The 11,047-nt window shown below is 38.7% G+C and carries 8 protein-coding genes; 7 read left to right on the top strand and 1 reads right to left on the bottom strand.

The window, feature by feature from the left end:
* The 7 genes from ACH2CJ_RS08005 to ACH2CJ_RS07975 form a co-directional block, all read left to right on the top strand.
* A partial coding sequence (locus tag ACH2CJ_RS08005) for a PKD domain-containing protein (RefSeq protein WP_394991913.1) occupies window positions 1–1,647 on the top strand: 1,647 nt, incomplete at its 5' end.
* A gap of 116 nt (window positions 1,648–1,763) precedes the next feature.
* Entirely contained in the window at window positions 1,764–2,699 is a 936-nt protein-coding gene (locus ACH2CJ_RS08000; protein WP_394991911.1) for a sugar phosphate isomerase/epimerase family protein, read from the top strand.
* 236 nt (window positions 2,700–2,935) lie between these two features.
* Complete coding sequence (locus tag ACH2CJ_RS07995) at window positions 2,936–4,585, top strand: carboxylesterase/lipase family protein (RefSeq protein WP_394991909.1); 1,650 nt, start codon at window positions 2,936–2,938, stop codon at window positions 4,583–4,585.
* A 103-nt stretch (window positions 4,586–4,688) separates the two neighbouring features.
* A complete protein-coding gene (locus ACH2CJ_RS07990; RefSeq protein WP_394991907.1) occupies window positions 4,689–5,567 on the top strand; it encodes an alpha/beta hydrolase in 879 nt (292 codons plus the stop codon).
* A gap of 102 nt (window positions 5,568–5,669) precedes the next feature.
* The gene (locus tag ACH2CJ_RS07985; protein WP_394991905.1) at window positions 5,670–6,197 is read left to right on the top strand and encodes a gluconate 2-dehydrogenase subunit 3 family protein; all 528 of its coding nucleotides are present in this window, start codon (window positions 5,670–5,672) and stop codon (window positions 6,195–6,197) included.
* Window positions 6,198–6,310: 113 nt separating this feature from the next.
* On the top strand, window positions 6,311–8,032 hold the full coding sequence (locus ACH2CJ_RS07980) for a GMC oxidoreductase (RefSeq protein ID WP_394991903.1): 1,722 nt from the start codon (window positions 6,311–6,313) through the stop codon (window positions 8,030–8,032).
* Window positions 8,033–8,195: 163 nt separating this feature from the next.
* On the top strand, window positions 8,196–9,755 hold the full coding sequence (locus tag ACH2CJ_RS07975) for an FG-GAP repeat domain-containing protein (RefSeq protein ID WP_394991901.1): 1,560 nt from the start codon (window positions 8,196–8,198) through the stop codon (window positions 9,753–9,755).
* A gap of 130 nt (window positions 9,756–9,885) precedes the next feature.
* Here ACH2CJ_RS07975 and ACH2CJ_RS07970 read toward each other — a convergent pair whose 3' ends face one another.
* Window positions 9,886–10,911, bottom strand: a complete 1,026-nt coding sequence (locus ACH2CJ_RS07970; protein WP_394991899.1) for a sugar phosphate isomerase/epimerase family protein — start codon at window positions 10,909–10,911, stop codon at window positions 9,886–9,888.
* Window positions 10,912–11,047: the final 136 nt, after the last annotated feature.

Here is an 11,047-nt window from a genome sequence, read left to right as displayed (position 1 = left end):
GGAAAGCGTATTTTTCCTGACTATTATGAAGGAAAATGGTTGATTGTAGAGTTTATGCGTGGTTGGATTATGTCGGTAACGATGGACGAAAAAGGTGATTATAAATCAATGGAGCGTTTCATGCCAAATAGCGATTTTGGTAGTGCCATTGACATGGATTTTGCACCTGACGGAGATTTATATGTGCTTGAATATGGTTCGGCATGGTTTAAAGGAAACGACAATGCAAGACTCGTAAAAGTTGAATACAATGGCGGCAATCGTATGCCTAAAGTTGTGGCTTCGGCAGATAATTTGACAGGTTCAGTCCCGATGAAAGTAAACTTTTCGTCGAAAGGAACCAATGATCCTGATGGCGATAAACTAACTTATACTTGGGAAGTAAAAAGCAAAGCAGGCAAAAGAGTTTTCAAAACTGAAAATCCAACTGTAACTTTTGACAAACCCGGCATCTATGAAATTGCTTTAACTGTAAAAGATAGTAAAGGTGAAGAAAATAGCGATTATTTAGAAGTAAAAGTAGGAAATGAGCCTCCAGCTGTAGCTTTCAACATCAAAAAAGGCAACAGAACGTTTTATTTTCCTAATAAACCAATCGACTACGAAGTTAGCGTTTCAGACAAAGAAGATGGAAATTTAACAAACGGAAAAATTAAACCTGAGCAGGTAGCCATAAGCATTGATTATATGCCAATAGGTTATGATAAAATCGAAGCATCGCAAAACCACAGAGGTGTTGATGCTGTTGCATTCGCTTCGATGGGAGAGCGTTTGATGAGCAAAAGTGATTGTAAATCTTGTCATATTATTGATGTAAAATCGGTTGGGCCAAGCCTTAAAGATGTTGCAAACAAATACAAAGGCGACAGCAAAGCGGTTGAATATCTTTCAAAGAAAATTATCAATGGCGGCGGCGGCGTATGGGGCGACCATGTAATGGCAGCTCACCCACAAATTTCGATGGCAGAAGCCAACCTTATGGTTGATTATATTATAGGTATCAACGAGCCAAAAGTAGCCAAATCACTGCCTACTACAGGAAGTTATTCAACTAAAATTCCTGAAGGTCAAAAAAACAGCGGAACGTACATTCTACGTGCAGCTTATAAAGACAAAGGCACAAAAGTAATGAAGTCTTTGTCAACCGAAGACGTGGTTGTTTTGAAAAACCCAACCTTAAATCCAGAGCTTGCCGATAAGTCAAAAGGTACACAATTAGTAATTACTCCAGGACGCTCATTCTCAATGGTGGGTGATAAGGCTTATTTAGGTTATACTAATATTGATTTAACTGGCATCAGCGAAATCGAAATTACCGCCCAAGCACAAACGCGTGTAGGTGCATCGGGTGGCGTTATTGAACTTCGCCTTGATTCTCCAACTGGTACTTTGATTGGTACAAGCGATAAAATCGAACCAAGAGAAATGCGAATGGGACAGCCGCCAGCCGCACCAGCAGCTCCTGCCAATGGTCAAGCAGCACCTACTACACCACCCGCTCGCCCAAACATGAATAATAAGTTGAAAGTAAGTGTTCCTCAAAATACAGGGCAGCATGATGTCTATTTCGTTTTCAGAAATGAAAAGGCGAAAGACACGCAAATCGTCATGGCAGTTTCAGCTATTGAATTTAAAGCGAGCGAGTAAATAATTGCTTTATCAAACAAATGCATAATAAAACCTAAACTAAATAGTATCGAGAATTGGGCGTAAAAACCCAATTCTCTTTTGTAGAAAAATGCAATCTATATAGATATAAAACAATGCAAAACAGACGAGATTTTATAAAAAATTCGAGTGCATTAGCACTAAGTGGTTTGATTTTACCCAACTTTGCCGATGTATTTTCTGATACAAAAAAGGTGAAAAATTTCGGCGTACAATTATTCACAACCATGTCGGTTATCGACAAAGATGTAGAAGGCACTTTAAAGCAAATTGCAGCCATTGGCTATAAAGAAATTGAGTCGGCATTTAGCATGAAAGGTGGCTATTATGGCATGAAACCAAAAGAATTTGCTAAATTAGTGGGCGATTTGGGTATGTCTTGGCAAGCACATCACGTAAGTGGAGCTCCGTTTAGAAGACCTAATGCAACTCCGCCACCTGCCGCCGCAGGACAGCCAGCATCTCCTCCTCGACCTGCAATGCCAGCAATGAAATCTTTGCTCAACGATACCCAACAAATTGTTGATGAAGCTGCCGAAGGCGGTGTAAAATACTTGGTTTGTGCCAGTATTCCTGTCAATAAGATGGAGGAAATCAAAATGTCGATAGAAATTCTTCAAAAAGCAGCAGAAGCAGCCAAGAAAGCAGGTCTTATATTTGTGTATCATAATCACACGGCAGAATTTGAAAAAGTAGAAGGACAAATGCCATTCGATATGATGACTTCACAAATTAGTGCCGATTTGCTCAAATTTGAACTTGACCTTGCTTGGGCAACAAAAGCAGGTGTAAATATTCCAGAATTATTCAAAAAACATCCTGGTCGTTTCCCCCTTTTCCATGTAAAAGATTTGAACAAAGAAACTCAAAAACCAGTAGAAGTAGGTGCAGGCTATATTGACTTTAAACCGATTTTTGCAGCAGCCAAAACTGCGGGTGTTGAGCATTATTTCATCGAACAAGATGGGGCACCTTCACCGGTTGAAAACTTAACTACGAGTTTCAATAATTTGAAGAAAATGATGGCGTAAGATTTTGAGAAAAATTCTTATTGTTAGTAATAACTCCAACGGAGCATTCTGTTTATAGAAAGAATTAAGCAAAGACAATATAAGTCCCATCGCAACGACCTGTTAGTAGGACGCTCCGATGGAGCTAAAAATCTATTATAACATTCATTTACTATCAACAGAACGCTCCACTGGAGCTACTTTAATTGCTCAGCAAAAGAGTACAAATATATTCAACCTTATAAAAAGATATAATCATGGAGTCAAACAGAAGAAGTTTTATTCAAAAACTTGGTTTAAGTACGGCTGGTTTAGGTTTGGGAGCTACTTTATCGACGGAAGCAAAAACTCTTAAACCAAAAGAAGATGAACAGGTGCTGTTCGTGGGCGATAACATTGCAGTAGCCAATACTGCACACGGCAAAGTTCGTGGTTATATTCTAAGAGGTATTCATACTTTTTTGGGGATTTCTTATGGAGCAGACACTTCAGGAGAAAACCGTTTCATGCCTCCAAAAAAACCTGCCTCATGGACTGACGTAAAACCAGCGGTTTGGTGGGGAAACTCTGCTCCGCAAATCATGGAAAAACGTTATGCCGATCAATACGCCTCTTTTGTGGATCATTGGAATTATGATGACGTAAGTGAAGATTGTTTGAAAATTAACGTTTGGACACCTGCACTCGACAACAAAAAAAGACCAGTAATTGTGTGGCTACACGGTGGCGGATACGTAAATGGAAATGCTGTTGAACAAGACGGTTATCATGGCGAAAACTTAAGCCGCTTTGGTGATGTAGTATTTTGTTCGCTCAATCACCGCTTAGGTGCATTAGGATTTACAAACCTAACAACTGTTGGTGGAGATAAAATGGCGGCTTCGGGCAACGTTGGGATGTTGGATATTGTGGCAGCTTTAGAGTGGATACGAGATAATATTACCAATTTTGGTGGCGATGCGAGCAATGTTACAATCATTGGTCAATCGGGTGGTGGAGCAAAAGTTTGTGTACTTACTGCCATGCCGTCAGCCAAGGGCTTGTTCCATAAAGCCGTTGCTTTGAGTGGTTCGTCTATTAACGGTTTGTCGAAAGAATATTCTGAAAAATTAGGCGAAATGGTTCTAAAAGAAGCAGGACTAAATGCTAATGAAATTGGGAAATTACAGCAAATTCCATGGAGAGAGTATATTGACATTGCCAATCGTGCCGTAACAAAAATGGCAGATGAAGCAAAAAAACTTAATCTTGCACGTGGTGGTTTTGTGCCAGTCGCCGACGGTCGTTTCTTGTCGGATGGTACATTTTATGCTGACAATTCGCACTTTTCGGCCGACATTCCTATGATTATTAGTACGACTTTCAACGAGCAATCGCCCAGTAGAGTAAATTCTGCCCTTGAAAACGTAACTTTAGCAGAAGCAAAAGAAAATCTAAAATCAAGATTTGGCGAGAAAACAAGCACAATTGTAGATAGCTACGCCAAAACTTTTCCTGATAAAAAACCCATTGAAATTTGGTCAATGATTGTCAGTAATCGGAAAGCTGCCATTTCAACTGCCGATGCCAAAGCCAAACAAAAAGCCCCAGTTTATTTGGCTTGGTTTGGTTTTCAGCCTCCCCTTTTCGACGGTAGAATGCGAGCATTCCATTGCGATGATATCTGCTTTTGGTTCTATAATACAGACCTTATGCTTACACATACTGGCGGCGGTGCAAGACCAAGGAGACTCTCAGAAAAAATGGCAAAATCATTCTTAAACTTTGTCCGAACAGGGAATCCCAATGGTGGAGGTTTGCCAAATTGGGAAAAATATACTACCGAAAAAGGAGAAACCATGATTTTGAACGACGAGTCGGTCTTGAAAAATGACCCAGACCGTGAGGCAAGAAAATCATTGAGTTAAATAATTAGATTTATAGCAGATTTATTAGCATTTTTTTTGATAGAAATGAAAGTAAATCTGCTATATTTACTGAATTATTCAACCTTAACATCAAGAAACGACAATGAAGAAAATTCTTTGCCTATTATTAATAATAGGCTCAGTTGCTACTTATGCCCAACAAGGCACGCTCAAAGAAAGTCTAAAAATCAAAAGTACCACACTTGGCAAAGATGTTGAATATAGCATCTACCTTCCTGCCGATTACGACAAAACAAATCGTCAATACCCCGTTCTTTATTTATTACATGGCTATACTGATGACGAAACTGGTTGGACTCAATTTGGACAAACACCAGAAATTGCCGACAAAGCTATCAATAGTGGTCAAGCCCCTGCAATGATTATTGTGATGCCAGATGCTGGCGTGAGTTGGTACATGAATACTTTCGATGGGAAAACTAAGTTTGAGGACTTTTTCATAAAAGAATTCATTCCATACATTGAAACTAACTACCGAATTCGAGCAAAAAAAGATTTTAGAGCAATTGCGGGGCTTTCGATGGGCGGACTTGGCACCTTATTGTACGCCACCAAACATCCTGAAATGTTTGTAGCTGCCGCTCCATTAAGTGCCGCAGTTTGGACTGACGATGAAATTGTAACAGGAAATACGGACAATGCTCGTTGGAATAATGTTTTCGGGGACTTATACGGGAAAGATTTGAAAGGAAAAGAGCGTTTGACCGAACATTATTATAAAAATGCTCCTATAAAAATTGTTGAAACTGCCAATGCCGACGATTTGAAAAAAGTAAAGTTTTATATTGATTGTGGCGATGATGATTTCTTGATAAAAGGCAATATGGCTCTTCATGCCATGATGATTGACAAGAAAATTCCACACGAATTTAGAGTTCGTGAGGGAGCTCACAACTGGACATATTGGCGAACCGCTCTTCCAGAAGTTTTGAAATTTGTAGGCGAAAGTTTTCACAGATAAGAAATTTGTGAATAAGTGATTTAGTAAATATGTGATTTTATTACAAAAATCACTAAATCGTAAATCACTCAATTAAAAAAAACACTCATTAAATCTAAAAATATGAATCGTAGAGACGCAATTCAAAAGGTTACACTCATGCTTGGAGGTGTAATGGCTGCACCGCTGATGGCAGGTGCAATGGGACAAGTAACTAATTTTGGGGGAAGTGTAGCTGTTACAGCCGAGCAAGAGATATTGCTTTCTGAAATTGCCGACATTATTATTCCAACTACTGGCACGCCAGGAGCAAAAGCGGCAGGTGTTGAAAAATTTATTGTGAGAGTTGTACGTGATTGCTACGAAAAAATCGACCAAGAAAAGTTTTATGCAGGATTGGCAAAATTAGATGCTGATAGTAAAACAAAATTTGGAAAAAATTTCGTTGGATTAGACCTTGCTCAGAAAAATGAAATAGTGAAACAAAGCACTATTAACAATAAATCGTTTTTCACTCAAATGAAAGGGTTGACAGTTACTGGGTATTTTACTTCCGAGATAGGAGCAACACAGGCATTAGAATATTTGTCAATTCCCGGTAGATTTGATGGCTGTATGCCAATGAAAGCAGGTCAAAAAACTTGGGCGTAATTTTAATGATTACGGGGTCGCCCGTGCGATAGTGAATGATAAATTATGAATGTTTTTTCATTTACCAAAAGACCTGATTTTGAATAATTTACAACTCAATCTTAAAACTAAAAATGGCAAACTTAAATATAGATTCAATAAAAGACCAAACCTACGATGCCATCGTAATTGGCTCTGGAATTTCGGGAGGATGGGCATCTAAAGAGCTGACTGAAAAGGGTTTACGAGTTTTAATGCTCGAAAAAGGAAAGCAACTCGAACACGTAACAGGCTACGAAAATGCCATGAAAGCTCCGTGGGAATCGCAATATAATGGACGATTGACAGTTGAACAAAAAGCTACGCATCCGAAGTTGGCACGTGATTATCCGTACAACGAAATGACAGAAAAATATTGGATGAATGATTCCGATGCTTTATACAAAGAAGAAAAACGCTTCGACTGGTATCGCCCAAATATCGTTGGTGGAAAATCAATTATGTGGGGTCGTCAGTCATACCGTTTGAGCGATATTGATTTTGAAGCAAACTTAAAAGATGGCATTGCCGTTGATTGGCCTGTTCGCTACAAAGACGTTGCTCCGTGGTATTCTTATGTCGAAAAATTTGTTGGTATTTCGGGTGAAAAATTAGGTTTACCACAATTGCCCGACAGTGATTTTATTGCTCCAATGGAAATGTATTGCGTAGAAAAAGAAGTACGTAAACGCATCGAAAAGAATTTCCCAGGTCGCAATATGACTATCGGTCGAGTTGCCAATCTTTCGGAAGCTAAAAAAGAACAAATAGGCGTTGGTCGTGGTGCTTGTCAATACCGTAATAAATGTTCATTGGGTTGTCCATTTGGAGCATATTTCAGTACGCAATCGGGCACTTTGCCAGCAGCAGCCAAAACGGGTCGTTTAACGCTTCGCCCCGACTCGGTTGTGTCGGAAATTATGTACGACGAAAACAAAAAACGTGCAACGGGCGTGCGAGTAATTGATGCCGTAACGATGGAACACCGTGATTATTTTGCCAAAATTATCTTTGTTTGTGGCAGTACTTTGGGCTCTACATCATTGATGCTAAACTCAACATCTAATCGTTTCCCAAATGGTTTTGGAAATGATTCTGGTCAATTAGGACATAATTTAATGGATCACCATTTCAAAATCGGTGCATCAGGCGAATGGGAAGGCGATTTGGACAAATATTCTTATGGTCGTCGTGCCAACGGAATTTATGTGCCACGTTACCGCAATATTGGTACTGATAAACGTGATTATATACGTGGTTTTGGTTATCAAGGAGGAGCAGGAGCTGGTCGCCAAGGCTGGCAACGAAATGTGGCTGAATTAGGTTTTGGTGCAGATTTCAAAGAAGAATTGACACATCCAGGCCCTTGGACAATGGGTTTGAGTGGGTTTGGCGAAACACTTCCTTATTTCGAAAACAAAGTTTATTTACACAAAACCGAAAAAGACAAATGGGGCATTCCATTGGCAGTTTTTGATGCAGAATTGAAAGAAAACGAGAAAAAAATGCGTATTGATATGCAAAATGATGCCATCGAAATGTTGGAATCGGCTGGCGTAAAAAATGTAAAAGGCAATAATCAAGGTTCATTCCTCGGCATGGCGATTCACGAAATGGGAACGGCTCGCATGGGAAGAGACCCTAAAACTTCAGTCCTAAATTCTAATAACCAAGTACATGACGTTAAAAACGTTTTCGTAACTGATGGCTCATTTATGGTTTCGGCATCATGTGTCAATCCTTCACTTACTTATATGGCAATGACTGCCCGTGCAGCAGATTTTGCGGTAAAAGAGTTGACCAAAAAGAATTTGTAATCTTTTTTTAAAAAATGCGTGTCGCTTATTATTAAGATGGCACGCATTTTTTTTATCTGAAAACTGCCAATATCATCAAGAAGACAATTTCTTCGTTTTGTAAAACACCCTATTTTAATTAGCTTTCGGAATAATTCGTAAAAACCCTTTGGCACTTCCAAGCATGAAATTATTTAGTGTAATAAGCTATTTATCTTTCTTTAGTTTATTATTCACTTTGAGTTGTAATACACAATCTGAAGGCGAGAAACTAGCTCAAACTTACTGCGGCTCATGTCATCTTTTCCCTGAGCCAACCCTACTTGATAAATCTACCTGGGAAAAGAACATTTTGCCGATTATGGCCCAACAATTAGGTTTGCAGATTGTCAATGGGGAAGCCTACCCTGATATTCAGAAAGATGCGAATAATAAATATACAAGTAAATCGGCTATTTCGGTCGACGACTGGGACAAAATAGTTGCTTATTACAAAGATAGTGCTCCTGAAAAACTTCCTTCACAAGCACGAGAACCTATTTCAGCCATTTCAGATTTATTTACAGTAAAGCCAATATCCATTCCTAAAAGCAGTTTTCCTTCGGTAACCTGTATAAAAATTGATGCAGTAAATCAGCAAATTTATGTAGCAAGTGACGCTTTGCTTTCGATTTATGATAAAAACCTCTCTCCTATTTTGTCTCAAAAAATAAAGGAAACCATTGTAAATATTAATTTTGAAAACGATTTACAAAAAGCTGGAAATCGACAAGGTTTTCTTACCAATATTGGCATTCTGAATCCCAATGATTTAACAACTGGCACTTTACATCCTTTTAGTTTTGCAGGAAAAGGGCGTTTCACACAAAACGCTCCGTTGCTTGATAGCCTACCAAGACCTGTGCAGAGCAATGCAGTAGATTTAGACAAAGATGGACTAATTGACCAATTGATTTGCGGTTACGGAAATAAGAAAGGAGCCTTGTTTTGGTACCGCAACAAAGGAAATAATATTCATGAGAAAAAAATTATCAGAGAATTCACGGGAGCTATAAAGACTTATATTGATGATGTAAACAACGATGGTTTGCCTGATATTTGGGTACTTTTTGCCCAAGCACAAGAAGGTATTTTTCTTTTTACCAATAAAGGAAAAGGTGCGGAAGGCGTTCCTTCGGGAGGTGTTCCTTCGGGTGGCGTTTCTCATTTTGACGAAAAAGAAATCTTACGTTTTTCGCCTGTACATGGCTCGAGCTATTTTGAAATGACCGATTTGAATAATGATGGTTTCAAGGATATTCTCTATACTAGTGGTGACAATGCTGATTATAGTACGCATTTACTTAAAAACTTTCATGGGGTTTATGGCTATTTGAATGATGGCAAGAACGGATTTAAACAACAATTTTTCTTCCCTATTCATGGTTGTTTTAAAGCTATTGCGAGAGATTTTGACAAAGATGGTGATATTGATATAGCTACGATTTCATATTTTCCAGACATCAAAAATCAACCAAAAGAAGCATTTATTTACCTTGAAAACAAGGGAAATTTAACTTTCAAGCCATTCACTATAAAAGAAGCAAATGCAGGAAATTGGCTCGTAATGGATGCCAATGATATAGATGGCGATGGCGACGAAGATATTGTTTTAGGCAATTTCGACCGAGTCAAACGACAAAGCAGAAATAGTTCGGCGAAAGATACTTCGGTTTTGGTTTTGGTGAATCGGTTGAGGCTTTAAAAAATCAAATCTTACACCGATTTTCAATCAGTGCTATTCAAGCTTGACACTTTCAGTGCCGCTTAACAACTCAATACTAAACATAGGGAAGTAACTCATATTTGAGATACTTCCCAGTTTTTAATTCTCATCAAACCAATATATTCTTAGCATATTCAATACATTTAGCTACTTCTTTCACGGCATCAGAGCCTGCTGGAACATCGTACTCCAACTCGATAGAAATAGGGAATTTGTATTTTTTATTTTTTACCAATAACAAAACATCCTTGATTGGCGTGTCGCCTTTGCCCCATGCCAAATTACTTTTGCCATCTGCCGTGCGGTCTTTTATGTGCATACTCGTAATGCGGTCATGCTTGGCTTGAATCAGTGCTAACAATGTTTCTTTGGTATTTTTTCCGCCAACTGCAATGTAATGTCCACAATCAAGGTTAAGCGAATTGTATGGCGATTGACTTAATGCTTCGTCCCAAAGCGTATCAGTTGCTTGTAAGTGGGCATGATAACCCACATAAACTTTATTTTTCGTACCCAAATCACCCAATCTTTTTGTTTGAGCGGAGTCAGTTGGTAGCTCAACTGTTACCGAAGTTGCTCCTAAAGCCTTAGCGGCATTCATAGCATAATCTACTTCTGAGTCAGCATTATTCGCTCCAAAAGCATTTGGTTTGAAAGCATAAATACTTACGCCTGCATCATTAAATTTCTTACGAATTTCTTTAAACTTATCCATCGAAGCAGTTGCTCTCCACTCGGCTACTTGTTTTCCGTATGCTGCCATTTGAGCTTTTTGTTCGTCAGTCATTTGAGGGCGTTGCGGAGGACCAGTTGGTGCTGTGCTACCTGCTGGTCGTGGCGACTGAGACCCCATTCTGAACGGATTCGGATTTTTAGGTTTTCCCGCAAAATCTTCGGCTGGGTCGCCCATCATTTCGATAGCACTGACATTGGCATCAATACAAAACTTCAATAATTGGTCAATATCGTGCGGCATACTTCTAAACGAGTAAGTAATTGCACCCATTTGTACACCTCCAAATTTTGAATTTGGCTTGTCTAATCTAAAGAAATTAGGTTTTTTATTTAAAAATAAGCCAACTGTGGCAAGCGGTGCAATGGTTATAAAACCACGGCGAGAAATTTCATTTTTCATAGTAAAGGATTTGGTTGAATAAAAGGTTTTAAACTTACTAAATTATGCGAATTACGGGTTAATACTTGCATTATTTTTATTTTTAGTATAACAAAAAAACTAAACTATCAGTTTTTCCATTAGAATTGAAGTAACA

This window comes from Emticicia sp. (genome assembly GCF_043780375.1).
GTDB lineage: Bacteria > Bacteroidota > Bacteroidia > Cytophagales > Spirosomataceae > Emticicia.
The sequence above is the reverse complement of the archived record's forward strand: the minus strand, read 5'-3'. Positions and strand labels throughout refer to the sequence as shown.